The 22,917-nt window shown below is 39.8% G+C and carries 22 protein-coding genes and 2 pseudogenes; 9 read left to right on the top strand and 15 right to left on the bottom strand.

The window, feature by feature from the left end:
• Positions 1 to 203 precede the first annotated feature (203 nt).
• The 6 genes from rplL to tal all read right to left on the bottom strand — a co-directional run bounded on the left by rplL (position 204) and on the right by tal (position 4,596).
• The gene (rplL, locus tag QQS40_RS04310) at positions 204 to 575 is read right to left on the bottom strand and encodes a 50S ribosomal protein L7/L12 (protein ID WP_049357197.1); all 372 of its coding nucleotides are present in this window, start codon (positions 573 to 575) and stop codon (positions 204 to 206) included.
• Between the two features lie 54 nt (positions 576 to 629).
• Positions 630 to 1,121 carry a 50S ribosomal protein L10 gene (rplJ, locus tag QQS40_RS04305; protein WP_005694693.1) on the bottom strand — a complete coding sequence of 164 codons (492 nt, stop codon included), beginning with the start codon at positions 1,119 to 1,121 and terminating at the stop codon, positions 630 to 632.
• A 312-nt stretch (positions 1,122 to 1,433) separates the two neighbouring features.
• Complete coding sequence (locus tag QQS40_RS04300) at positions 1,434 to 1,823, bottom strand: RidA family protein (protein ID WP_289902101.1); 390 nt, start codon at positions 1,821 to 1,823, stop codon at positions 1,434 to 1,436.
• Between the two features lie 80 nt (positions 1,824 to 1,903).
• Complete coding sequence (locus tag QQS40_RS04295; protein ID WP_289902102.1) at positions 1,904 to 2,650, bottom strand: MlaA family lipoprotein; 747 nt, start codon at positions 2,648 to 2,650, stop codon at positions 1,904 to 1,906.
• A gap of 167 nt (positions 2,651 to 2,817) precedes the next feature.
• Positions 2,818 to 3,441, bottom strand: coding sequence for a YagU family protein (locus QQS40_RS04290; RefSeq protein WP_289902103.1), 624 nt, complete (start codon positions 3,439 to 3,441; stop codon positions 2,818 to 2,820).
• Positions 3,442 to 3,639: 198 nt separating this feature from the next.
• Entirely contained in the window at positions 3,640 to 4,596 is a 957-nt protein-coding gene (gene tal / locus QQS40_RS04285; RefSeq protein WP_289902104.1) for a transaldolase, read from the bottom strand.
• Between the two features lie 292 nt (positions 4,597 to 4,888).
• Between tal and QQS40_RS04280 the strand changes: the two genes are divergently transcribed.
• The 7 genes from QQS40_RS04280 (at position 4,889) to QQS40_RS04250 (ending at position 12,987) form a co-directional block, all read left to right on the top strand.
• Positions 4,889 to 6,514 carry an ABC transporter substrate-binding protein gene (locus QQS40_RS04280; RefSeq protein WP_329506368.1) on the top strand — a complete coding sequence of 542 codons (1,626 nt, stop codon included), beginning with the start codon at positions 4,889 to 4,891 and terminating at the stop codon, positions 6,512 to 6,514.
• 79 nt (positions 6,515 to 6,593) lie between these two features.
• Positions 6,594 to 7,514: an oligopeptide ABC transporter permease OppB gene (oppB, locus tag QQS40_RS04275; protein WP_049357190.1), complete on the top strand. Its 921-nt coding sequence runs from the start codon at positions 6,594 to 6,596 to the stop codon at positions 7,512 to 7,514.
• A gap of 9 nt (positions 7,515 to 7,523) precedes the next feature.
• Positions 7,524 to 8,459, top strand: coding sequence for an oligopeptide ABC transporter permease OppC (gene oppC, locus QQS40_RS04270; RefSeq protein ID WP_049357189.1), 936 nt, complete (start codon positions 7,524 to 7,526; stop codon positions 8,457 to 8,459).
• Between the two features lie 9 nt (positions 8,460 to 8,468).
• Entirely contained in the window at positions 8,469 to 9,440 is a 972-nt protein-coding gene (locus QQS40_RS04265; protein WP_128786786.1) for an ABC transporter ATP-binding protein, read from the top strand.
• On the top strand, positions 9,437 to 10,435 hold the full coding sequence (gene oppF / locus QQS40_RS04260; protein ID WP_014064663.1) for a murein tripeptide/oligopeptide ABC transporter ATP binding protein OppF: 999 nt from the start codon (positions 9,437 to 9,439) through the stop codon (positions 10,433 to 10,435). Before QQS40_RS04265 ends, oppF begins: the two co-directional genes overlap by 4 nt.
• A 278-nt stretch (positions 10,436 to 10,713) precedes the next feature.
• Complete coding sequence (gene yihA, locus QQS40_RS04255; RefSeq protein ID WP_049357183.1) at positions 10,714 to 11,328, top strand: ribosome biogenesis GTP-binding protein YihA/YsxC; 615 nt, start codon at positions 10,714 to 10,716, stop codon at positions 11,326 to 11,328.
• A 129-nt stretch (positions 11,329 to 11,457) separates the two neighbouring features.
• Complete coding sequence (locus tag QQS40_RS04250) at positions 11,458 to 12,987, top strand: YifB family Mg chelatase-like AAA ATPase (protein WP_128786785.1); 1,530 nt, start codon at positions 11,458 to 11,460, stop codon at positions 12,985 to 12,987.
• A 43-nt stretch (positions 12,988 to 13,030) separates the two neighbouring features.
• On the opposite strand, the gene nfuA is transcribed toward QQS40_RS04250, so the two are convergent.
• From nfuA to QQS40_RS04215, 7 genes are all read right to left on the bottom strand, one after another.
• Complete coding sequence (gene nfuA / locus QQS40_RS04245; protein ID WP_005694707.1) at positions 13,031 to 13,615, bottom strand: Fe-S biogenesis protein NfuA; 585 nt, start codon at positions 13,613 to 13,615, stop codon at positions 13,031 to 13,033.
• Between the two features lie 113 nt (positions 13,616 to 13,728).
• Positions 13,729 to 14,418, bottom strand: a complete 690-nt coding sequence (locus tag QQS40_RS04240; protein ID WP_289902165.1) for a ComF family protein — start codon at positions 14,416 to 14,418, stop codon at positions 13,729 to 13,731.
• A 19-nt stretch (positions 14,419 to 14,437) separates the two neighbouring features.
• Positions 14,438 to 15,823 (bottom strand): type IV pilus secretin PilQ, encoded by a 1,386-nt coding sequence (gene pilQ, locus QQS40_RS04235; RefSeq protein ID WP_329506361.1) that lies wholly within the window; start codon positions 15,821 to 15,823, stop codon positions 14,438 to 14,440.
• A gap of 1 nt (position 15,824) precedes the next feature.
• Positions 15,825 to 16,169 carry a pilus assembly protein PilP gene (locus QQS40_RS04230; RefSeq protein WP_329506359.1) on the bottom strand — a complete coding sequence of 115 codons (345 nt, stop codon included), beginning with the start codon at positions 16,167 to 16,169 and terminating at the stop codon, positions 15,825 to 15,827.
• Between the two features lie 38 nt (positions 16,170 to 16,207).
• Positions 16,208 to 16,750, bottom strand: a complete 543-nt coding sequence (locus QQS40_RS04225; protein WP_289902109.1) for a competence protein ComC — start codon at positions 16,748 to 16,750, stop codon at positions 16,208 to 16,210.
• Complete coding sequence (locus QQS40_RS04220; protein WP_289902110.1) at positions 16,747 to 17,259, bottom strand: PilN family protein; 513 nt, start codon at positions 17,257 to 17,259, stop codon at positions 16,747 to 16,749. Before QQS40_RS04220 ends, QQS40_RS04225 begins: the two co-directional genes overlap by 4 nt.
• The gene (locus QQS40_RS04215) at positions 17,246 to 18,094 is read right to left on the bottom strand and encodes a competence protein ComA (RefSeq protein ID WP_289902111.1); all 849 of its coding nucleotides are present in this window, start codon (positions 18,092 to 18,094) and stop codon (positions 17,246 to 17,248) included. Before QQS40_RS04215 ends, QQS40_RS04220 begins: the two co-directional genes overlap by 14 nt.
• A 99-nt stretch (positions 18,095 to 18,193) precedes the next feature.
• On the opposite strand from QQS40_RS04215, the pseudogene QQS40_RS04210 reads away from it, so the two are divergent.
• Both QQS40_RS04210 and QQS40_RS11220 read left to right on the top strand, forming a co-directional pair.
• A pseudogene (locus tag QQS40_RS04210) lies at positions 18,194 to 20,044 on the top strand (penicillin-binding protein 1A); the annotation flags it as partial.
• Positions 20,045 to 20,119: 75 nt separating this feature from the next.
• Positions 20,120 to 20,812, top strand: a pseudogene (locus QQS40_RS11220) (penicillin-binding protein 1A); the annotation flags it as partial.
• Between the two features lie 123 nt (positions 20,813 to 20,935).
• Here the strand turns inward: QQS40_RS11220 and QQS40_RS04205 are convergent.
• Together QQS40_RS04205 and thiE are read right to left on the bottom strand one after the other, a co-directional pair.
• Positions 20,936 to 22,249 carry an MFS transporter gene (locus tag QQS40_RS04205; RefSeq protein ID WP_329506353.1) on the bottom strand — a complete coding sequence of 438 codons (1,314 nt, stop codon included), beginning with the start codon at positions 22,247 to 22,249 and terminating at the stop codon, positions 20,936 to 20,938.
• Positions 22,233 to 22,913 carry a thiamine phosphate synthase gene (thiE, locus tag QQS40_RS04200; protein ID WP_289902114.1) on the bottom strand — a complete coding sequence of 227 codons (681 nt, stop codon included), beginning with the start codon at positions 22,911 to 22,913 and terminating at the stop codon, positions 22,233 to 22,235. The genes QQS40_RS04205 and thiE overlap by 17 nt, the downstream gene beginning before the upstream one ends.
• Positions 22,914 to 22,917 lie beyond the last annotated feature (4 nt).

Below are 22,917 nucleotides of genomic sequence, written 5' to 3'. Positions count from 1 at the left end.
CGCCGTTTCGGATACCGCACTCTGAACCTTACTTCTGTAGTGGGCTACTTAAATTAAAACGTCTGATTAATTTAAGTGGAAACAGATACCATTAAACGGAAAATGCCTATCTGTTTTTTTGTACTGTTTTTGATAGCACAAAATGGCTGATGGTAAACCACCAGCCATTAAGCCTGAGAAACAGGACATAAGTGAATCAAAAATTATTTGATTTCTACTTTTGCACCAGCTTCTTCTAATTCTTTCTTAAGTGCTTCAGCTTCTTCTTTAGAAATGCCTTCTTTTAAGTTAGCTGGAGCAGATTCAACTAAGTCTTTAGCTTCTTTTAAGCCTAAACCAGTTGCACCACGTACTGCTTTGATAACTGCTACTTTGTTAGCACCAGCTTCAGCAAGAACTACGTCGAATTCAGTTTTTTCTTCTGCCGCTGCAGCTGCGCCGCCAGCTGCTGGAGCTGCTGCTACTGCTGCTGCAGAAACGCCGAATTTTTCTTCCATCGCTGCGATTAATTCAACGATTTCAGTTACAGATTTAGAAGCAATCGCTTCAATGATTTGTTCGTTAGTTAATGACATAACAATCAATTCCTAAAATTAATAAAGTTAAATGAAGTAAGAAACGCTTAATGATTAAGCTGCTTCTTGTAATTTGTCGCGTAATGCCGCAAAAGTGCGAACAAGTTTGCCTGCCGCAGCTTCTTTCATTGTGCCCATTAAACGTGCAATTGCTTCTTCGTAAGTTGGTAATGTTGCTAAGAATTCAACATCTTGGATCTTACCTTCAAAGGCTGCACCTTTAATTTCAAACTTATCGTTTGCTTTAGCAAAATCTTTGAACAAACGTGCTGCTGCACCTGGGTGTTCATTAGAGAATGCGATAAGTGTTGGACCTACAAACGTATCTTGTAAGCATTCGAAATCAGTGCCTTCAACCGCACGACGTAATAAAGTATTACGAACAACGCGCATTGTTACACCCGCTTCACGAGCTGCTTTACGTAATTCAGTCATTTTATCAACAGTTACACCGCGAGAATCCGCGATTACTGCTGAAAGTGCACCTTTGGCTGCTTCATTTACTTCGGCAACAATTGCTTGTTTGTCTTGAAGATTTAATGCCATTGGCTTTTAGCTCCTGAATACACTCCGATTTCTCGGAATTAATTTACCTCATCGAAAGAGTTATCTTTCAGACTAGGACGACTTCGGTGCCCAGAAGCAAGAAATATTCTTATTCTGTTCACCATCTACGTAGGATTATTAAGACGATTATTGCTAACCATTCCCTACGGTCTTGGACGGGGCTTGAATAGGTCAAGCACCAACCAGAAATTTTACGCTGAGCGTAATTTAGGAGCGAGATTATAGTGATTAATCTCGCTCTTGTAAAGTCTATTGTAGAAAAAATCTGCAGATTTTAACCGCACTTTGCGACTATTTTCTTACCGCAATTGCTTCGATTTCCACACCTACATCTTTTGGTAATCGAGCCACTTCTACACAAGAACGAGCTGGGAAATTCGGATGATTGTTTTCTTTAAAGAACTTCTCGTACTCTGCATTTACTGCTGCAAAATCATTCAGATCTTTCACAAACACAGTAGTTTTCACAATATCACCCACGGCCAAACCCGCTTGTTCAATAATCGCTTTCACATTCTCTAAAGATTGACGCGCTTGTGCCACAATATCTTTCGGCACTTCACCATTCGCCGGATTAACGGGAATTTGTCCAGATGTTAAAACTAAATTACCTAAATCTACCGCTTGAACATAAGGACCGATTGCTGCTGGGGCTTTTTCTGTGTGAATGATTTTAGTCATGATATTCTCCTTTAATATTGACGAATAAATACGCTTGCTATCCTAACATATAAGTGACTTTATCGCTTATACGAGTATTCTTAATCAATCTCTTTTAATACATCATCAGACAATTCTTTCTGTGAGCTTTCTTTTACTTTGCCATCATTTACTTTAAATTCTAAATTCTGATAATAAGCTTCGCGGAAGGTAACATAAGGATCTTGTGCTTGATTGAGCAACTCGGTTTGATCCAATGTTTTCGAGCGTTTATCTACCGCTTGCACTCCATATTTTACAAGTGACCACGGACCGCCTACCCAATTCCAGAAAGGATAGGTATAAGCTGCATCAACTACTGCACCCGTTAATTGACGAGGTGTCGTCGCATTATAAATTGGCAATACAATATAAGTACCTGCATCTACACCATAGGTGCCCAATGTTTCACCAAAGCTACGTTGATCATAAACCTGTAATTCTTTACTTGCACTTGCAAAGTCAAATAAGCCACCGATACCAAAGGTTGAGTTAATCCAAAAGCGGTTGAAGTGAACAAAGGCTTTTTTCGGTTCACCTTCTAATAAACGGTTAACAAAGCTCACCGGCTCATCCAAGTTATTTGCCACATTGGATAGACCTTTTGTAACCGGTGTTGGCACGTAATCACGCCAGCCTTTTGCTGCTGGTTCCAACACATAGCGATCCATGACTTTATAGTTAAAATCAAACATCGTACGGTTAAAACCTTCTAATTTATCATTGCGTTCACCATCAGCTTTGGTTGCACAACCTGTTAAAACAGCCGTTGTCATTAAGCTTACTGCAAGTAAAGGTGCTTTTTTCATTCCACTTTCCTATTACAAAAAATTGTCTTTATTCTAACCAACTTGAGAGATAACTACAAAAAATTTATTTAAATTCTAGTACTAACTTTCTTGTAAAACGATATTTTGGATTTCAATGTCAGTAAAAATGCCACCTTATTGGTGGCATTCTTACTCAAAAAGATTGATTATTCTGTTGTATTTTTTAATGGAATTTCTGCATCGGGCTCGTGAGTAATACGGTTACGTAGATCACGGCGAATAATCTCAATTGTCCAGAACCAGAAAATGTGTCCCACTAATTCAGAAATATGTTCATATAACGGCCATTCTGCAACAGGTGGTGTTAAACCCAATGCAGGGAAAGTAATGTAATGCACAAAAATATCGGCGATTAAACCAGCACCAATACCCTGCCAAAATTTGATTTTAGGGAAACGTTCTGCCACTAAGCAGTAAGCAATAGCAAATACTAATGAGAAAGTAATGTGAGTCACACCAATCCAGTCAAAACCATGATCTGCAAAAGTAAATACGGCTTGAGTTGGATCAATACCTAAATAATCACGTAAGAATACGTGTGGTGGGTTTAAGAATGCACGTGAACAGACTTGAAGAATTTGATCTTGGCTTAAGCCTGTAATGTCTACTTTACATGCTGCCGCGAAGAAATCAATTGGACTACGCGGTGGAAATGGATGCTCTGCACCCCATTTTACGAATGCAGAAATCAAACCTGCAATAATACCAACAAAAATCGCTACGCCATAACGACGACGATTAGCAGGAGTTTGTTCAAAAATACCTGACATATATTTGCTCCGAAAAAAGAAAAAAATGACCGCTCTTTGTATCAAAAGTCGCAGTTCCCATTTTGCTTTAGCAAAACTTATCTTGAATTTTCAATGACTTTGGTGAGTTAGTCAAGAACTAATTATTAAGAGTTAGAACATTTTATGATAAGAATAAAAAATGCGGTTATTTCCAACCGCACTTTCTTCTCTATCAAATTAAAGTTTTGCTGAAAGCATTGCTTCTAATTTCTCTTGGTCAACTGCAAATTTGCGAATTCCCTCTGCTAATTTTTCAACTGCCATCGCATCGCTGTTATGTTGCCAATAGAACTCTGCTTCAGTAGTTAACGGTTGAGGTTTCGCTTTTACTTCACCTTTGTACTCTAGTTTACGTACAAGTGCGGTTGAATTTTCTTGTAATTCTTTGAGTAAAGCGGGTGCAATCGTTAAACGGTCACAACCTGCTAATTCAATAATTTCGCCTACATTACGGAAACTTGCGCCCATCACCACCGTTTTATAACCATATTCTTTGTAATAGTTATAAATTTTGGTTACAGAAATGACACCTGGGTCTTCTGCTGGCGCATATTCTTTTTTATCGGTATTTGCTTTGTACCAGTCTAAAATACGGCCTACGAATGGCGAAATTAAATAAACACCCGCTTCAGCACAGGCGCGAGCTTGCGCTTCGGAGAATAATAACGTTAAGTTACAGTTAATGCCTTCTTTTTCAAGAATTTCTGCCGCACGAATACCTTGCCATGTTGAAGCAATTTTGATCAAAATACGATCATTTGAAATGCCTGCCGCATTATAAAGTGCGATAAGTTTACGTGCTTTTTCAACGGTTGCTTGGGTATCGTAAGAAAGGCGCGCATCTACTTCTGTTGAAATGCGTCCCGGAACAATTTTTAAAATTTCTAACCCAATGTTTACCGCTAATTTATCTTCTGCATCAATTAATTGTTGTGCTTTATTCGCACTTTGCGCTTTTGCATAAGCAATCGCTTCATCAATTAATGGTGCATATTGAGGTAATGCTGAAGCACTTAAAATTAAAGATGGGTTTGTTGTTGCATCTTGCGGTTGGTATTTTTTAATTGCATCAATATCGCCAGTATCAGCCACAACGACGGTCATTTTACGAAGTGAATCTAACTGAGTTGTCATTATATTCTCCTTGAATGGACTTGTTTGAATCTAATTGAGTTAAGATAGCATAATTAGCTTTAAAAAGGTAATTTCTCCAGCAAAATATTTGCGATAGGAAAAACCAATACATTCTAGATTTCTCCTCTCATATCATCACTTTTAGCAATTTTTTTAGCGATTTATTAGACACAAATCACAAAACTCAATTTTTCTTCAAATAATCCCCTTACAAATCTTTACAAAAATAATTTTTTGAGCTAATAAGTGGAAGACTCTTATAAAAATATCACCTAATAACAAGGAGGCTCAAATGCAACACAAACTACTCTTCTCAGCAATCGCTCTTGCTCTTTCCTATTCTGCGCAAGCAGTTATACTACCTGAGGGAACGCAATTAGATGAAAAACAGCATATCGTGTTCAATAATGGGGCTGAACCGCAAAGTTTTGATCCACAAAAAACCGAAGGTGTACCAGAATCTAACGTTGCTTATCAATTACTTGAAGGCTTAGTCACCTCAGACTCTGAGGGTAAACTTCAACCGGGTGTGGCGGAAAGCTGGGAAAATACACCTGACTTCAAAACCTGGACATTCCATTTACGTAAAGATGCTAAATGGTCAAACGGTGATCCTGTTACAGCACACGACTTCGTATTTGCGTGGCGCCGTTTAGTGGATCCTGCAACTGCTGCACCTTACGCAAGTTACTTAAGTTATTTACAAGTTGAAAATGCGCAAGACATCATTGACGGTAAGAAAAAACCGGCTGAATTAGGCGTGGAAGCAAAAGATGATTACACCTTTATTGTTCATGCAACCAATCCTGTGCCTTATGCGGTCAGTTTAACGACTCACCAATCCTTATTGCCATTACCACAAAAAGTAGTCGAAAAATTGGGTGATGCATGGGTGAAAAAAGAAAACTACGTGGGTAACGGTGCGTATAAGCTCGCTAACCACATCATTAACGAAAAAATCGAATTTGAACGTAACCCACTTTATTGGAACGATAAAGAAACCGTAATCAATAGCGCAACATTTCTCGCTATTGAGAACCCAAGTACCGATGTGGCGCGTTATCGTGCAGGCGATTTAGATATGACAAGCTACGCCTTACCACCAGAACAATTTGCTAAATTACAAAAAGAATTGCCTGGTGAAGTATTCACGACACGAACTCTTGCGACCTATTCTTACGAGTTAAACAATAAGAAAGCGCCTTTTGATAACGTGAATATTCGTAAAGCCTTGAACTTATCCCTTGATCGTCATGTGATCACCGATAAAGTTTTAGGCCAAGGTCAAACACCAACCTATGTGTTTACTCCAACTTACATCGAAGAAGGTCATTTCATTCAACAACCTGCTTATTCAAAAGAACCAATGGCACAACGTAATGAAGAAGCCATTAAACTCTTAGAGGAAGCTGGTTACAGCAAAGCGAATCCGTTGAAATTCAGTATTCTTTACAATACCAATGAAAATCACAAAAAAGTGGCTATTGCTGCAGCTTCTATGTGGAAAGCGAACACTAAAGGTTTAATTGATGTGAAATTAGAAAACCAAGAGTGGAAAACTTACATTGATAGCCGTCGTGCAGGTCGTTATGATGTGGCGCGTGCTGGGTGGAATGCGGATTACAACCAAGCAACAACATTCGGCAACTATTTCTTATCTAATTCGAGTAACAATACCGCGAAATACGCGAACCCAGAATATGATAAAGCCATTGCTGAATCTTATGTCGCAACGGATGCAGAAGGTCGTGCAAAAGCTTATGCGAAAGCCGAAGAAATTCTTGCAAAAGATTACGGGATCGTACCAATCTTTAACTATGTGAATCCACGCTTAGTGAAACCTTACGTAAAAGGTTATTCAGGCAAAGATCCGCAAGATCACATCTACTTACGTAACCTTTATATTATTAAACATTAATTCGTTGCTAGTATTTAAGTGCGGTTAAAAATCGTCGTGTTTTTTGACCGCACTTTTCGCCCATTTTGTTGGAGTTGTTATGCTCAAGTTTATTTTTAAACGGCTGTTGGAAGCCTTGCCGACGCTGTTTATTTTAATTACTTTTTCTTTCTTTTTGATGCGCCTCGCCCCTGGTAGCCCGTTCACCTCTGAACGTGCTTATCCGCCAGAAGTGATGGCGAATATCGAAGCGAAGTATCATTTAAATGAACCATTATATAAACAATATTTCCTTTATTTAGAAAATCTTTCCAAAGGAGATTTTGGTCCCTCTTTTAAATATAAAGACCAATCAGTCAATGATTTAATCGCGTCTGCTTTCCCGGTTTCCATTAAATTGGGCATGGTGGCCTTCGCCTTTGCTGTCGTATTAGGGGTAACAGCGGGTACGCTCGCTGCGCTCAATCAAAATAGTCGTTGGGATTATATTTTGATGAGTTTCTCGATGCTTGGCGTCATTATGCCGAGCTTCGTCTTCGCACCAGTCTTGGTGCTGATTTTCGCCATTTATTTAGGATGGCTGCCAGCTGGTGGTTGGAACGGCGGTACCGCCATGTACATGATCTTACCTGTCGCCTCCTTAACTATCGCTTATGTGGCAGGGATTGCGCGTATCATGCGTGGCTCGATGATTGAAGTGCTGCATTCCAACTTTATTCGGACCGCCAAAGCTAAAGGACTTTCTACTTCAAGAATCATTTTAAAACATGCTTTGCGCCCTGCTCTTTTACCCGTGATCACCTATTTAGGGCCCGCTTTTGTGGGGATTATTACCGGTTCAATGGTGATCGAAAGCGTATTTGGTTTACCTGGCATGGGGTTATTATTTGTAAACGGCGCATTAAACCGCGATTATTCTTTAGTTTTAAGTCTCACTATCTTAGTGGGCACATTAACCATTTTATTTAATGCGATTGTGGATATTTTATATGCCATCATCGATCCAAAAATTCGTTATTAAGGATAAGTTATGACAGATTATCGTACTCAGCCGATTAATCAGAAAAATGCGGATTTTGTGGAACACGTGGCTGACCGTATTGAAGAAATGCAACTGGAAGGCCGCAGCCTATGGCAAGATGCGAAACGCCGTTTTTTCCGCAACAAAGCGGCCGTTGCCAGTCTGATTATTCTAGCGTTTATTATTGTATTTATTACCGTAGCGCCTTGGTTCTTCCCCTTTACCTATGAAGATACCGATTGGAATATGATGAGCGCCCCACCAACAATGGAAGGCTATCACTTCTTCGGTACCGATGCCTCGGGTCGCGACTTATTGGTACGTACTGCTATCGGTGGACGGATTTCATTATTGGTCGGTATTGCTGGTGCTTTCATTTCCGTAACTATCGGCACAATTTATGGGGCTATTTCCGGTTATGTAGGCGGTAAAACAGATATGTTGATGATGCGCTTTTTAGAGATTCTCAGCTCATTTCCATTTATGTTTTTCGTCATTTTGTTAGTGACCCTTTTTGGCCAAAACATTTTCTTAATTTTTATCGCAATCGGGGCCATTGCTTGGCTTGGTCTTGCACGTATTGTACGCGGACAAACCCTCAGCCTAAAAAATAAAGAATTCGTCGAAGCCGCCATCGTTTGTGGCGTACCTCGTCGCCAAATCATTTTGAAACACATTATTCCGAATGTATTGGGCTTAGTGGCAGTTTACGCCTCGCTTGAAGTACCGGGGCTCATTCTATTTGAATCATTCTTAAGCTTCTTAGGATTAGGTACACAAGAGCCGATGAGTAGTTGGGGCGCACTCTTAAGTGATGGTGCTGCGCAAATGGAAGTCTCGCCTTGGTTATTAATTTTCCCGGCATTTTTCCTTTGCCTTACCCTATTTTGTTTTAACTTTATCGGTGACGGGTTGCGTGATGCACTCGATCCGAAAGATAGATAGGAGCGAATAATGAATCCTTTATTAGATGTAAAAAATCTCTACGTTCGCTTCAAAACACCAGATGGCGTCGTCACAGCAGTGAATGACTTAAACTTCACGCTGAATGCAGGAAGCACGCTGGGTATTGTAGGCGAAAGTGGCTCAGGCAAGTCACAAACGGCCTTTGCTTTAATGGGTTTATTGGCAGCCAACGGAGAAGTGGAAGGTTCAGCCATTTTTGAAGGGAAAGAATTAGTTAATTTACCGAATGCTGAATTGAATAAAATCCGCGCCGAGCAAATTTCCATGATTTTCCAAGATCCCATGACGTCACTCAACCCATACATGAAAATCGGTGAACAACTCATGGAAGTGCTGCAATTGCACAAAGGTTATGATAAACAAACTGCCTTTGCTGAATCCGTGAAAATGTTAGATGCAGTTAAAATGCCAGAAGCTAAAAAACGTATGGGCATGTATCCGCATGAATTTTCGGGTGGTATGCGTCAACGGGTGATGATTGCGATGGCCTTATTATGCCGTCCCAAACTACTCATTGCTGATGAACCAACCACTGCTTTGGATGTAACGGTTCAAGCGCAAATCATGACTTTATTAAATGAGCTAAAACGTGAATTTAATACTGCGATTATTATGATTACCCATGATCTTGGTGTAGTGGCAGGTATCTGCGATCAAGTTATGGTGATGTATGCTGGACGAACCATGGAATACGGCACAGCGGAACAAATTTTCTATCATCCAACCCATCCTTATTCCATTGGCTTAATGGATGCAATTCCTCGCTTAGACGGCAATGAAGAACACTTGGTAACCATTCCAGGCAATCCACCGAATCTGTTGCATTTGCCAAAAGGTTGCCCATTCTCACCACGTTGCCAATTTGCAACCGAACAATGCCAAACTGCGCCCAAACTGACTACATTTAATCACGGTCAATTACGCAATTGTTGGTTACCCGCGGAGAAATTTAACCTATGACAGTCTCAAATAACAAAGAATTACTCCTTGAAGTCAATCACTTAGGCGTCAGTTTTAAAATTAAAAATGAGAAATCCCTTTTCTTCGCCAAACCGCAAACCTTAAAAGCGGTGAAGGATGTCTCTTTTAAACTTTACGCAGGTGAAACTCTCGGTGTGGTGGGTGAGTCCGGTTGCGGTAAATCCACACTTGCACGCGCTATTATCGGTTTAGTCGAAGCGAGCGAAGGGGAAATCTTGTGGCTTGGTAAAAATTTACGAAAACAATCAGCCAAACAATGGAAAGAAACGCGTAAAGATATCCAAATGATTTTCCAAGATCCGCTGGCCTCTCTCAATCCGCGAATGAATATTGGTGAAATCATTGCTGAGCCATTAAAAATCTACCAACCGCACTTAAGTGCCGCTGAAGTGAAAGAAAAAGTACAAGCAATGATGTTGAAAGTTGGGCTTTTACCAAACTTGATTAACCGCTATCCGCATGAGTTTTCTGGTGGCCAATGTCAGCGTATCGGTATTGCTCGTGCGTTAATCATTGAGCCGAAAATGATCATTTGTGATGAGCCGGTTTCTGCATTGGATGTATCGATTCAAGCTCAAGTGGTAAATTTATTAAAATCCCTACAAAAAGAAATGGGGCTTTCCTTAATTTTTATCGCCCATGACTTAGCGGTGGTAAAACACATTTCTGACCGCGTATTAGTCATGTATTTAGGCAATGCCATGGAATTAGGCAGTGATGAGGAGGTATATAACAATACCAAACATCCTTATACCAAAGCCTTAATGTCTGCAGTTCCGATTCCCGATCCAAAATTGGAACGCAATAAATCCATCGAATTGCTTGAAGGTGATTTGCCTTCGCCAATTAATCCGCCGTCTGGTTGCGTGTTCCGTACCCGCTGCCTGAAAGCTGATGAAAATTGTGCGAAACAAAAACCACCTTTCACCAGCCAAAACAACAGCCATTTTGTGGCTTGTTTAAAAGTCTTATAAAACAAAAAGTGCGGTTAAAATTGATCTGCACCCCAAAAGTTGGACTCAACAAACCAACAATTGAGGTGCAGATTTTTTATGGGTAAACACTACACAATCGAATTTAAATTACAAATTCTACAACATATGAGAATTTTGGATAAAACGAGATTTATTTTGATATTCTTGTGGAATACCTAATTAAAAATGTTTAAATCATACAAAGTCCGCATTCTCTCATCATTTCAGCAATTTTTCTATTTGTGATATGCTAGGATCAATTGATGAAAGGAACTATTATGTCTGAAATTAAACTGAATTATCATAAAACGCATTTTCTTACGAGCGCCCCCAATATTCGTTCTATCCCAGAAGATACAGGAATTGAAATTGCTTTTGCGGGACGCTCAAATGCTGGAAAATCAACCGCACTTAATGCATTAACCAATCAAAAAAGCTTAGCTCGAACTTCTAAAACACCTGGTCGTACACAGCTCATCAACCTTTTTGAGGTGGAGCCGAATTGTAAACTAGTGGATTTACCCGGCTATGGTTATGCTGCTGTTCCTGAAAAAATGAAAATCGAATGGCAAAAATCCCTCGGGGAATATTTGCAAAAACGCGAATGTTTAGGCGGGCTTGTTGTTTTAATGGATATTCGCCATCCTTTAAAAGATCTCGACCAACAAATGATCGAATGGGCTGTTTCTGCTGATTTACCGGTTATGTTACTTTTAACTAAAGCAGATAAGCTCAGTCAAAGTGCGCGTAGCAAACAGGTCAAAATGGTACGTGAAGCTATTTTACCCTTCCAAGGTGATATTCAAGTTGAGGCTTTTTCTGCACAAAACAAAATTGGTATTGATAAATTAGCAACTAAGTTAGATAGTTGGTTTGCGCCACTTTTCGTGTAGTTTTTTATCAAGAAAAAGTCATTTCTGCGATCAAGATCGCAAAAAAAGCACAGAATGCATGATTTCATTCTGTGCTTTTTTTATAGTGCGAAAATCTAATTATTTTTGACTGCACTTTAAGGAATCTGAATGTCTCTTGCCATTGTTTATAGCCGTGCCTCAATGGGGGTACAAGCCCCCCTTGTCACCATTGAGGTGCACTTAAGTAACGGAAAGCCTGGATTTACCTTAGTTGGCCTACCTGAAAAAACAGTAAAAGAAGCGCAAGATCGTGTCAGAAGTGCATTAATAAATGCCCAGTTCAAATATCCGGCCAAACGCATCACCGTTAACCTTGCACCAGCCGATTTACCCAAAGAAGGGGGACGATTTGATTTACCTATTGCAATCGGTATTTTAGCCGCATCAGATCAACTTGATGGCAGCCGTTTAAAACAGTTTGAATTCGTAGGTGAGCTCGCATTAACAGGTGAATTACGTGGTGTACACGGTGTCATTCCTGCCATTTTAGCGGCACAAAAAGCGAAACGCGCCCCCATTATCGCTTATCAAAATGCTAATGAAGCTTCGCTTGTTTCAGAACAAGAGACTTATTTTGCTAAAAACCTGTTAGACGTCGTACAATTCTTAAATAATCAAGAAAAATTACCTTTAGCCTCATTACTCGCACAAGAAAGTGCGGTCGGATTTTCAGCTAAAAATCACTTAGATTTGACCGATATTATTGGTCAACAACATGCTAAACGAGCACTAACGATAGCGGCAGCAGGTCAGCACAACCTACTCTTTTTAGGGCCACCAGGGACGGGTAAAACCATGTTGGCAAGCCGTCTTACTGCATTGCTACCTGAAATGACCGATTTAGAAGCCATTGAAACCGCTTCGGTTACGAGCTTAGTACAAAATGAATTAAATTTTCATAACTGGAAACAACGTCCGTTTCGAGCGCCACATCATAGTGCCTCATTACCGGCCTTAGTAGGTGGGGGAACCATTCCAAAACCAGGCGAAATATCACTCGCACATAACGGCGTACTTTTTCTTGATGAATTGCCTGAGTTTGAGCGTAAAGTGCTTGATGCACTTCGACAGCCCTTAGAAAGTGGAGAAATTATTATTTCGCGTGCCAATGCAAAAATCCAATTCCCCGCTCGCTTTCAACTCGTTGCCGCGATGAATCCAAGTCCAACCGGGCATTATACGGGAACACATAATCGCACCTCGCCGCAGCAAGTGATGCGTTATTTAAGCCGACTTTCAGGGCCATTTTTAGATCGCTTTGATTTATCTATTGAAGTACCTCTTCTGCCACAAGGTAGCTTACAGAATACAGGGGATAGAGGTGAGACAAGCCAGCAAGTACGAGAAAAAGTGTTAAAAGTGAGAGAAATTCAACTTGCCCGAGCCGGTAAAATCAATGCGTATCTTTCAAGCAAAGAAATTGAACGGGATTGTAAATTACAAGATAAAGACTCGCTATTCCTTGAGAATGCACTCAATAAGCTAGGACTTTCAGTAAGAGCCTATCATCGGATTTTAAAAGTCTCACGCACGATTGCTGATTTAAATGACGAAAAAGAAATACAGCAACCCCATTTAGCTGAAGCGCTCGGATATCGAGCCATGGATCGATTGCTACAGAAATTATCTGCCGCTTAAAAAATAAAAGGGCGAATCATTCGCCCTTTTTTATCTTCTATTCTTAGTAATAAGAATGTTCACCACGTTGGTGTTCGGTTACGTCTCTTGCACCTTTTAATTCATTTGGGAAGAGCGAAACTAACTGTTTCTCTACCCCATCTTTTAAGGTGACATCCACCATTGAACAACCGTTACAGCCACCACCAAATTGTAAAACTGCATAACCGTCATCAGTAATTTCAATTAACGTGATTTTACCGCCATGACTGGCTAATTGTGGGTTGATTTGTGTTTGAATCACATACTCTACGCGCTCAATTAAAGGCGCATCATCCGCAACTTTACGCATTTTTGCGTTAGGCGCTTTTAAAGTCAGTTGAGCCCCAAGCTCTTCTGTTACATAATCAATTTCCGCATCTTCTAAAAACGGTAAGCTGATTTCATCCACAAATGCAGAGAACGTATCGTACTTCATTTCAGTATCAGTCGCTTCAACTGAATTTGGCGGGCAATAAGACACGCCACATTCTGCTCCAGGTGTACCTGGATTCACAACAAAAATACGGATATTGGTACCTTCTTCTTGTGTATCTAAAAGTTTCCGAAAATGTGCTTGTGCAGCATCTGAAATAAAAATTTGTTCCATAAATAAAATCCTAATACTTGATGCAATATATCAAGAATGATACTCCTATATGGTAATTTTTTCTATATTTATTCCTATTTTTATAAATATAGATAAATCCTATCTTTAAAAATTTAGGCTCTCGCTAAGCCCCACACTTGAATTTCTTTTACGCCTAATTTTCGAAGCTGTTTGGCTATCTCTGCCAACGTTGAGCCGGTTGTAATCACATCATCCACCAACGCAACACGTTCATAAGGAAAAGACTTTTTGGTATTCACTGTAAAAGCATTTTGTAGATTATATCGTCGATCTTTCGCACTTAAACCTCGCTGAGTGTGGGTGTGTTTAATTCGTTTCACCACATGATGACAGTTAGGCACATCACACCAACGGCTCAACCAGTTCGCTAATAAATCAGCCTGGTTGTAGCCTCGTTGCCATTGCCGAAAATGATATAACGGCACAGGGATAATCGCCTGTGGCAGTGAGAGTCCATGCGTTCGTCTCGCCTCTCGCACCGCAAGATAAAGCAAACGCGATAAACTGCGATCTAACCAAGACTGTTTTTGAAATTTAAAACGATGAATAAGTGAAGAAAGCGGTTCGAGGTAATGCCCAATAATCACAATACGATCCCAAGCGGGTTCATTTCTCAAACAATGTCCACAGCCCATTGCATAATGCTGCAAGGGTGAACCACATCGCCCACAATAAGGGAAAGTTTTAATTTGCTTCTGACATCGACTGCACAATCCATTTCGACCAAGATGAATAGATCGCTTGCAATACACACAGCTAAATTGAAAAAAATGAGAAAACATCAGAGAAATTGACCGCACTTTATTTTTTCGCTTTTTCAATTTGCTTAAAATGCTTTTCTTTCTTAGCCATTTCCATTCTTTCACCTTGTTTTAAAATATGAGGAGTCACAAAAATTACAAGCTCTCGCTTTTGATGACGTTCACTTTCCTTACTAAATAAGCGCTTAATACCTGGAATATCACCCAATAGCGGCACTTTATCAATTCCTTTTGTGATCGTATCGTGGAATACACCACCTAATACAATCGTTTCCCCATCTTTAGCAAAAACTTGTGTATTAATTTCTTGTTTATCAATAGACACGACTTCGTTACCTTGCCCATAAGCCACACGGTTTCCCGGGGAATTTTGACTGACTAATAAATCCAATAAGATATTATTATCCTTTGAAATATGCGGTGTGACTTCCAATCCCAACACAGCTTCTCGAAACTCCACTGATTGGGTGTCATTTTTCCCGTTCGTCACTACATAAGGAATTTCCGTCCCTTGTTTGATACTTGCACTTTTCTTATTGGTCGTGAGTAAGCGAGGGCTCGCAATAATTTCTACGTTATTTTCACGTTCAAGTGCAGTCAATTCTAAGTCTAATAATCGGCCATTAATTTTAGCGACTTGAAATGCTAATGAGCCAGCTGGCGTGACCGTTGTCGCAAAATTCACATTTAAATTATTACTGATATTACTAAAACCATTCGCATCTAGACTGCCACTCACTCGATGGGCAGCCTCAGTCGGATTAAAAATACCCCAACGTACACCTAACTCTTTCAGGCTTTCATCAGTAATCGTCACAATACGTGCTTCGATGACAATTTGTTCAATGGGTTTATCCAGCTCTGCAATCAATTTTTTGATATTTTTGATAGAACGTGCATCATCCTGAATCAGTAATACATTGCTTCGATCATCAAAGGTAATTGTGCCGCTAGGTGAAAGCAAAGAACCACTACCAGTTGTTAAAGATTTCATCACATCAGAGGCCTTAGCAAAATGCAGTTTAATCGTTGTACTCACAAGTGGTGTTTCACTAGGCAAACTTTCTCCGCTAATCGCCATAGGTTCTGTCATTTTCTCTGCATATTGTTCATGTTGAGAAGGCTTACCCAAATAATAAATATCATTTTCTTGATAAAAAGAGAGCCTTTTGATTTTTGCCACAGAACGCAATAAACGATCAAAATCTACGTTCTCTAATTGCAATGAAAGCGTTCCTTCTAACTCATCATCAATCATTAAATTGGCATTTTGCTCAAGAGCAAGTTGCTGGAGTGTCGCCACCATGGGAGCTTGTTTTAAGCGAAGTGAAAATACGCGATTTTCTGCCGCCGAGTAAGTTGTCCATAGGATCAAAAAACACATTAAAAACTGACCGCACTTTGTTTTTATTTTCTGCTTTATCATTTTAAAATCTCATTATGATTGAGGTCGTTTGTTCACATTGCCCCGGTTTATAACTTTGAAGCGTCACGCCATTTTTACTTACTTTTTCAATTAAATAACCTTCTTTTCCAATTCGCTGCCCGACTTGAACGGAAAGAATATGCCCATCATCATTAAATAATACTTCTGCCTGTTTACCATATTGCACGACTCCCACAATATCTAGCTGAGCCAATGGGCGTTCCTCCGCCAGTCTCAGCTCTGAATACACGCAAGTCGACACTGGCGGTAGGGTAAGCCCCTCTTTTGGATATTCGGTTTGTTCTCTTTGTTTACGATCAAAAGGATCTTGCGAAAATGCTGACACAGAAAAAAACGCTATCAAGATTAAGAAAAGCTTTTTCATTATTTGTCCTTATTTAGTTGGAAAATTAACTCGCATGTAATAGAAGCATTTTCCTCTTCATCTAATTTCTTAATGTTTAATTGAGTTAAAGAAAGTGTAGGAACATCGTTTAAAAGTGCGGTCAAAAATTGCTGTAAATCGACAAAATAGCCTTGTAACGACAAATGCAACAAAGTATGTTGAGAAAAATCCCAACGTAAATCCAACGCTCGAAGTCGCCCATTTAACAGCGCCTGTACATGCTGATTAATCGGCAACACAGAGTTAGCCAATTCAGGAGAAAGTTGTCGGCTGTCTGACTTTTGCCTTAAGGTTTGTAAAATCTTTTCCTGTTTATCCCACTCTTGCTGCTGCAAACTCAATTCTGCGTCAAGTCGATGTAGTTCGTTGCTATTTTCAACGTAACGAAAAACAGGTAAAAAGATGACTGCACTTAATGCACTCAACCAAAAGGCAGCATGGACCATTTGAGGTAATCGAAGCCATCTCCCAAACCAACTTTGCGCACTTTTTTGAACTAGCTCATTGATAAAGTTCCTCATTGCATAGACTCCGATAAATGAATATCAAATTGAAAAAATAACTGCTGTTGCACTGGCTGAAACTTAGTTAAGTTAACCTCTGTAAAATGGCGTTTGAGAAATTGATGTATCTCTTCAAACTCTTGTTGGCTTTCTGTCATGCCTGAAAGGACAATTTGCTTCGCATTGAGCGTAAATTCATCTAACTCACCCTGTTGTAATGGCAGCTCACTTAATAAATTAAGCAGGCGATACACATATTCCGTATCCATCTCAGTCAACTCATTCATTTCTTTTAAGTTACTTTGTAGTTGCTGAACTTGAATGCGCTTCTGATGGACTTGATGAGTTATTTGTGTCAGTTTTTCTTTTGTCTGATTTAGGGCTTGCCCTTGTTGTTCATTGAGTTGGTTCAATCCAATGACAATCAAAACTGAACAAGCTAGCCAAATGAAACCTTGCCACATAAAACGACGAAAGGCCTTTTGATGTTGTTCTAAACGCCAAGGCAATAAATTAAGGCTTAACATCACCACTCTCCCGATTAACTAAAGGCAAAAGTGCGGCTGGTTTTAAAGATAAATCCACTAGCTTTAAATCGGTTTGCCAAAGTGCATTACCTAAGGCGATGAAAGGAAAATCTGTTTCGATACGCTGCCAATCCTGAGACAGTAATTCGATTGTGTGTGAATTTAATATATCGGGCGTTTGATACATATAAATCTGTTCTATGGTTTCAGGAAAACGCTGGGTAAATTGTTGATAAAGTTCGGATAAATCACCTTGAGATTGCAAAACTTGTCGTTGTTGTAAGCGTTCACAAACGGCGAGACATCCTTGTTGATCTTGATATAAAAATAAAGTGTTAATCGGCTCTTGACCTAAAATGGCATAAAATGCACGTAAAATACTGTGATTCAGTGAATCAAGTGCGGTCAATTTTAGCGGCAAATATTTTTCTAATTCTGCATTGGCGCTTTCTTGTCGAATCGCCGTGATATCCAAACGGAAACCTTGTTTTAATGGCATGGCAAGATAATCAAACCATAATTCATCCAACGGAATCGGCAATTCTTTTTGCAAAATAAAACGACATTGTTGTTCACACTCCTGAGCATTGAGTGTTTGCGGTAAAATAAGCGTTTTAGACCAAGTCAAATGGGGGGAAATGGAACCAATAAAACAACATTGGTTCGCTTTTTGAGGTAAATGAGGTAATAACTGGGGGAAAATGTCCTTTTGTTGTCCATTTAAGCAAATAGATTGAACTTTGTAGAATTCATCTAGCCAAACAAAATAGAGGTTATCTTGTTGTTTACTCACACCAATTTTTTGTTTTAGCTGCTTTCTAGGAACAATTCCCATATTCTTTCCTATTCTTTAAGGGATTAATCTTTTATACTTAGCAGCCAAAATCATAATTTTGATTTTTTGAATATTCATTAAACCAGAGAGAATTTTACGATGCGGATCGCAAAATTAATATTAAGTACCCTATTTACGATATGTATACTGGGGTTAGTCGCCGGTGGTGTACTGTATTTTCACTTAAAATCCTCCTTACCATCGGTTGAGAGCCTAAAAACCGTTGAGTTGCAACAACCAATGCAAATCTATACGGCTGATGGCAAATTAATCGGTGAAGTCGGTGAACAACGCCGTATTCCAGTAAAATTAGAAAATGTGCCTCAACGCCTGCAAGATGCCTTCTTAGCAACAGAAGATAGCCGTTTTTATGAACATCACGGTTTAGACCCTGTCGGTATTGCTCGTGCGATTTTTGTTGCCGTCAACAATGGTGGTGCATCTCAAGGGGCAAGTACCATTACGCAACAGCTTGCGCGTAACTTCTTCTTAACGCCAGAAAAAACCATTATTCGTAAAGCTCGCGAAGCGGTATTGGCCATTGAAATTGAAAATGCCTTAAGCAAACAAGAAATTTTAGAACTCTATTTAAATAAAATTTTCTTAGGGTATCGTTCTTATGGCGTTGCAGCCGCCGCTCAAACCTACTTTGGTAAAAACTTAGATGAATTAACGCTTTCTGAAATGGCGATCATTGCTGGCTTGCCAAAAGCGCCTTCTACCATGAATCCACTCTATTCGCCAAAACGTGCGGAAGAACGTCGAAATGTGGTTTTAAGTCGAATGCTTGATGAGAATAAAATCACCAAAGCAGAATATGATGCAGCGATTAAAGAGCCAATCGTCGCAAGCTATCACGGTGCTAAATTTGAGTTCCGTGCAGACTATGTGACAGAAATGGTTCGTCAAGAAATGGTAAAACGTTTTGGTGAAGAAGATGCTTATACCAAAGGTTATAAAGTCTTCACGACTGTACTCTCAAAAGATCAAGCAGAAGCACAAAAAGCCGTTCGTAATAACCTGATTGATTATGATATGCGTCATGGCTGGCGTGGCGGTGCACCACTTTGGAAAAAAGGTGAAGCCCCATGGGATAATGAACGTATTGTCGCTTTCTTGAAAAAATTACCTGATTCAGAACCATTCATTCCAGCAGCAGTGACCGCATTAGGTAAGAATGGTGCAGAATTACTTTTAGCCAATAATGAAACGATGACGCTCTCTTCTAACGCAATGCGTTGGGCAGGTAGATCACCGGTTAAAGTGGGCGAACAAATTTGGATTCGTAAACGTGATAACGGTGAATGGATTTTAGGTCAAATCCCAGCCGCTAACTCTGCATTAGTTTCATTAAACTCCGATAATGGTGCAATTGAAGCCATGGTGGGTGGCTTTAGTTACGAACAAAGTAAATTTAATCGTGCAACCCAATCTTTAGTGCAAGTCGGTTCTTCAATTAAACCATTTATCTATGCCGCTGCGTTAGAAAAAGGTTTAACGCTTTCAAGCGTATTGCAAGACAGTCCTATCTCTATCCAAAAACCAGGACAACCTTTGTGGCAACCGAAAAACTCACCTGATCGTTATGACGGTCCGATGCGTTTACGTGTAGGTTTAGGTCAATCTAAAAACATGATTGCAATCCGAGCACTACAAACCGCAGGTGTTGGCTTCACTGCTGACATCTTACAACGTTTTGGATTCAAACGTGACCAATATTTTGCGAGTGAAGCGCTTGCATTAGGTGCTGCATCCTTCACGCCATTGGAAATGGCGCGTGCTTACGCAGTTTTTGATAATGGTGGTTTCTTAATTGATCCTTACCTTATCGAAAAAATTCAAGATAATACCGGTAAAGATTTATTTATTGCGAACCCTAAAATTGCTTGTATTACCTGTAATGACATTCCTGTGATTTATGGTGAAACCAAAGATAAAATTGATGGCTTTAAAGATGTCGCAGAAGTGGCTAACCCTGATAACCTAAAATCCGCTAAAGGTAATAGCAACACCGATACAGATGAAGGTGAGGGCGATCAGCAACCTGAGAATGTACCAGACTTGCCAGAGCTTCAAACATCCGCATTAAATGACGGTTCTGTTGATTTAATGGCGGATGCGAAAGACGGTGCAGCAAAACAAGAATACGCACCTCGTGTGATTAGTGGTGAATTAGCCTTCTTAATTCGTAGTGCATTAAATACGGCGATTTATGGTGAGCAAGGACTTAGTTGGAAAGGTACCAGCTGGCGTATTGCTCAAAGCATTAAACGTAGTGATATCGGTGGTAAAACCGGTACCACTAATAGTGCGAAAGTAGCTTGGTACGCAGGTTTTGGCGCAAACTTAGTCACCACAACCTATGTTGGTTTCGATGATAACAAACGCATATTAGGTAAAGGTGAAGCGGGTGCAAAAACTGCAATGCCGGCGTGGGTCGCTTATATGAAAGCTGCACTTTCTGATGTTCCAGAACGTCAACTTGAGCTTCCTCCAAACATCATGGAAAAAACCATTGATAGTAACTCTGGTTTACTTTCTGAAGGTGGTGGTCGCAAAGAATACTTTATCGTCGGTACTGAGCCTAAACGTACTTACATTGCGGAAATGCAAGAGCGTGGTTATTATGTTCCACCAGAGTTACAACAACGTCTAAACGGTGGAACAGGTAAAACTAAAGATGCCATTCCAGCAACGCAACCAGAAGAATTATTCTAGTACTGATTAAAATACTAAAAGTGTAGTTAATTTTAAATGCCTTTCCGATCTCAATTTGTGAAAGGCATTCTTTTACTCAAAATATTTTCAATATTAGTTAAATTTTAAGTTTGATAAATTTATCTAGCGCAGTTGCCTATCTCTTGTTTCCGTAATAAACCAAAGTCCAATCAAACTTAATACGGCATTTAAGGTTAGATAAATTCCAACACTTTTTAAGCCATAATTTGCATTCAGTGGTAACGCAATAATTGCTGCTACACTGGCACCGAATAAGCCTGAAATATTGTAGGTCAACGATGCACCGGAATAACGAGCATGTGTTGGAAATAATTCAGGTAAGAAACTCGCAAGCGGGCCATAACCCATGCCAATTAACCCCATTCCTATCATCAAGAACCAAAATAAACTGGTAGTTGTTCCATTATCGAGAAAATATGGCAAGGCTAAGCCAAAAATAGCCACGCCAAAGGTTGTCCAAATTAACCAAATTCTTCGTCCAACAATATCGATATATTTGCCTGAAATAGCAATTGTAATAGCTAATGAAATCGCACTGCACATTAGTAAAGCAGTAAAAATTTGTGGTGAGAAACCTAATCCCATTGCGTAGCCAGCTTCTGATACGGTTGGGGCAGATTTTGCATAAATTTGGCTGAAAGCGATCATAATATAAAAGAGCACATAGCCTGAAATGCAGATCATCATGCCTAAGAAGAACGGTTTGAAATGAGTAACGATTACTTCTATCATCGGTAAAGCTTTAGGTTTAGGCTTGTTAAGTACAGCAATAAATATTGGTGCTTCCGTAAGTTTTAATCGAACATACAAACCAATTGCAACTAATACAAAAGAGGAAAGAAATGGAATTCGCCATGCCCAGTCAATCATTGCTGCTTGTCCAAAAAGCGTGGTAATGAGTAGAAAGATACCATTGGCAAGTAGTAACCCTAGAGGTGCGCCTAATTGTGGAAAAGTGCCATACCAACCACGTTTTCCTTCAGGTGCATTTTCGATTGCCACTAATGCAGCGCCGCCCCATTCGCCACCTAAACCAATACCTTGCCCGATACGGCATAAGCAAAGTAAGATGGTTGCCCATATTCCGATACTGTCGTAAGTCGGTAATAAGCCGATCACTACGGTTGAGATTCCCATTACTAACAGGCTCATAACAAAGGTATTTTTTCTTCCTAAGCGATCGCCAAAATGTCCGAATAATACCGCCCCCAGAGGACGAGCAATAAAAGTCAGTGCTAGCGTAGAAAGCGCAGCGATTTGGCCTGAAAGCGGATCGGCTGCATGGAAAAATTGATGATTGAAAACGAGCACCGCAGCCATGGCATAAATATAGTTATCGAAATATTCAATAGCGGTGCCAATCATTGTTGCTATTGCGACTCGTTTTAAGCTATTTGGATTATTGGTTGCTTGCATTACTTTCTTCCTTTAAGGCTTGAGTGGCTACTTTTATATCATTCGCTTGAGTTATAGCCGTTATAACTGCAACACCATCAGCACCATATTTCAGTAAGGTTTTTACATGTTCTCGTTTTACGCCACCAATAGCTACAAGTGGTTTGGTGATTCCTGCTTCTCTCAATGTTTGAATGAACGTCATTCCTAGAGTAGGTTTAGGATTTTCTTTTGACTGAGTCGGAAAAATTGGACCAATACCGAAATAATCGATTTCAGATAATTCCTCTCCGATTTTGGCTTCGTCTAAACGGTTTACTGACCAACCAATAATCAGTGGTTTATTGGTTTTTGCTCGAATCGTTTTTACAGGCGTATCACTTTGCCCAACGTGAATACCATCCGCTTCAATTTCTAAAGCTAAATCAACGTTATCATCGACAATAAATGGCACATTATATTGACGACATAAGTCTCTGCACTTAATGGCTAAGACTCGTTGTTCTGTTGGAGAATTTTCTAATGAGAATTTGCCTTTATCGCGAAATTGAAAACAGGTAATGCCACCTTCTAAAGCTTGTTTAAGAACAGAAAGCAAGTTATCTGCTGGATTATCACCTAAATGTCGGCAATCTTGTGTGCCTGCTACAAAATAGATCGGTAAAATTTCTTGAATATTTTTCATCTTT

It is taken from the genome of Haemophilus parainfluenzae (assembly GCF_036288925.1).
In the GTDB taxonomy this organism is placed as follows: domain Bacteria; phylum Pseudomonadota; class Gammaproteobacteria; order Enterobacterales; family Pasteurellaceae; genus Haemophilus_D.
The sequence above is the reverse complement of the archived record's forward strand: the minus strand, read 5'-3'. Positions and strand labels throughout refer to the sequence as shown.

Coding starts and splice junctions, on each gene's coding strand:
- rplL (WP_049357197.1), bottom strand. CDS start 575: ATGTCATTAACTAACGAACAAATCATTGAAGCGATTGCTTCTAAATCT.
- rplJ (WP_005694693.1), bottom strand. CDS start 1,121: ATGGCATTAAATCTTCAAGACAAACAAGCAATTGTTGCCGAAGTAAAT.
- QQS40_RS04300 (WP_289902101.1), bottom strand. CDS start 1,823: ATGACTAAAATCATTCACACAGAAAAAGCCCCAGCAGCAATCGGTCCT.
- QQS40_RS04295 (WP_289902102.1), bottom strand. CDS start 2,650: ATGAAAAAAGCACCTTTACTTGCAGTAAGCTTAATGACAACGGCTGTT.
- QQS40_RS04290 (WP_289902103.1), bottom strand. CDS start 3,441: ATGTCAGGTATTTTTGAACAAACTCCTGCTAATCGTCGTCGTTATGGC.
- tal (WP_289902104.1), bottom strand. CDS start 4,596: ATGACAACTCAGTTAGATTCACTTCGTAAAATGACCGTCGTTGTGGCT.
- QQS40_RS04280 (WP_329506368.1), top strand. CDS start 4,889: ATGCAACACAAACTACTCTTCTCAGCAATCGCTCTTGCTCTTTCCTAT.
- oppB (WP_049357190.1), top strand. CDS start 6,594: ATGCTCAAGTTTATTTTTAAACGGCTGTTGGAAGCCTTGCCGACGCTG.
- oppC (WP_049357189.1), top strand. CDS start 7,524: ATGACAGATTATCGTACTCAGCCGATTAATCAGAAAAATGCGGATTTT.
- QQS40_RS04265 (WP_128786786.1), top strand. CDS start 8,469: ATGAATCCTTTATTAGATGTAAAAAATCTCTACGTTCGCTTCAAAACA.
- oppF (WP_014064663.1), top strand. CDS start 9,437: ATGACAGTCTCAAATAACAAAGAATTACTCCTTGAAGTCAATCACTTA.
- yihA (WP_049357183.1), top strand. CDS start 10,714: ATGTCTGAAATTAAACTGAATTATCATAAAACGCATTTTCTTACGAGC.
- QQS40_RS04250 (WP_128786785.1), top strand. CDS start 11,458: ATGTCTCTTGCCATTGTTTATAGCCGTGCCTCAATGGGGGTACAAGCC.
- nfuA (WP_005694707.1), bottom strand. CDS start 13,615: ATGGAACAAATTTTTATTTCAGATGCTGCACAAGCACATTTTCGGAAA.
- QQS40_RS04240 (WP_289902165.1), bottom strand. CDS start 14,418: ATGTTTTCTCATTTTTTTCAATTTAGCTGTGTGTATTGCAAGCGATCT.
- pilQ (WP_329506361.1), bottom strand. CDS start 15,823: ATGATAAAGCAGAAAATAAAAACAAAGTGCGGTCAGTTTTTAATGTGT.
- QQS40_RS04225 (WP_289902109.1), bottom strand. CDS start 16,750: ATGAGGAACTTTATCAATGAGCTAGTTCAAAAAAGTGCGCAAAGTTGG.
- QQS40_RS04220 (WP_289902110.1), bottom strand. CDS start 17,259: ATGTTAAGCCTTAATTTATTGCCTTGGCGTTTAGAACAACATCAAAAG.
- QQS40_RS04215 (WP_289902111.1), bottom strand. CDS start 18,094: ATGGGAATTGTTCCTAGAAAGCAGCTAAAACAAAAAATTGGTGTGAGT.
- QQS40_RS04205 (WP_329506353.1), bottom strand. CDS start 22,249: ATGCAAGCAACCAATAATCCAAATAGCTTAAAACGAGTCGCAATAGCA.
- thiE (WP_289902114.1), bottom strand. CDS start 22,913: ATGAAAAATATTCAAGAAATTTTACCGATCTATTTTGTAGCAGGCACA.